At 58.3% G+C, this 1,346-nt stretch carries 1 protein-coding gene; it reads right to left on the reverse strand.

Features of this window, described 5'->3' with window-relative positions:
- Positions 1–8 precede the first annotated feature (8 nt).
- Entirely contained in the window at positions 9–1,070 is a 1,062-nt protein-coding gene (gene dinB / locus OC610_RS27520) for a DNA polymerase IV (RefSeq protein WP_264432633.1), read from the reverse strand.
- Positions 1,071–1,346: the final 276 nt, after the last annotated feature.

Consider the following 1,346-nt stretch of genomic DNA (forward strand, 5'->3'; position numbering starts at 1 on the left):
ACGAGCGCTCAACGCTCGAACAACTCCAACTGCTCAAACCCGCCCCGCAAATCCTCCAACCGTACCCCTATCCCCAATAATCTCACCGGCTTGCCGCCCCGGTTGAATGCCTGGGTCAACAGCAACTGGTAACTGCCCAAGTCCCGCCCTGCCCCGGCCTGCTCCAGGGTGGTCTGGGTAAAGTCATGGAATTTCACTTTAACGAACGGCTTGCCCGGCCGGTAACTGCTGTCGATCCGTGCCATGCGCCCACTGAGGGTTTGCATCAACTCCGGCAGCTTGTCGAGACAGCTTTTCAAATCGGGCAAGTCGACGTCGAAGGTATTTTCCACGCTGATGGACTGTCGCCGGCTGTCGTTCTGCACCAGGCGCTCGTCGATCCCACGAGCAAGACTCCAGAGTCGCTCACCGAAACTGCCGAATTCGCGCACCAGCGCGAGCTTGTCCCACTGGCGCAAGTGCAGGCAATCAACGATACCCAGCCTGTTCAGTTTATCGGCGGTGACCTTGCCAACACCGTGGAGCTTGCTCACTGGTAGCGCCGAGACGAAGTCGTCCACCTGATCGGGGGTTATGACGAACAAGCCGTTGGGTTTCTTCCAGTCGCTGGCGATCTTGGCGAGAAACTTGTTCGGCGCGACGCCTGCGGAGACGGTGATGTGCAGTTGGTTGGACACACGCCGACGGATGTCCTGGGCGATACGCGTGGCGCTGCCGCCAAAATGCGCGCTAGCGGAAACGTCCAGGTAAGCCTCGTCCAGGGACAGCGGCTCGATCAGGTCGGTGTAGTCGCTGAAGATTGTGTGGATTTCCTTCGACGCTTCCCGATAGGCCTCCATCCTCGGCTTGACGATGGTCAGGTCAGGACAGAGTTTCAGGGCATGGCCGGAAGACATCGCCGAACGCACGCCGTAGGCCCGCGCTTCGTAGTTGCACGTGGCAATCACACCTCGCCGGTCCGCCGAACCGCCAACCGCCAGGGGCTTGCCGGCCAGCCGCGGATCATCGCGCATTTCGATAGCGGCATAGAAGCAGTCGCAGTCGACGTGGATGATTTTGCGTTGCGTCATAAAAGAAGCGGCATATGGGACCAATCGGAGCGCCAGTATCGCATTCGGACCTGTATATAGCACCAGTAGTTTGAAATATCCTTCAGCAAACCTGGAAAATGCCTACGTAAATTTATTTCCTCAATCACACCGAATCCGCCAATAGAGTGCGAACCCTTGCCAGGCGTGCGTCACAGCGCTGCCACACACCCTTCCTGAAAGCTAACCGCTTGAAGCGGAACAGGTTTTTCCGGGCAAGGGGTTGACAGCCCGCCAATCCTCTGTAGAATGCCGCCT

Source organism: Pseudomonas agronomica (assembly GCF_025917275.1).
Lineage (GTDB): Bacteria > Pseudomonadota > Gammaproteobacteria > Pseudomonadales > Pseudomonadaceae > Aquipseudomonas > Aquipseudomonas agronomica.

Bases quoted from the DNA above. Each gene is read 5' to 3' on its own strand.
- dinB (WP_264432633.1), bottom strand. From the start codon at position 1,070: ATGACGCAACGCAAAATCATCCACGTCGACTGCGACTGCTTCTATGCC.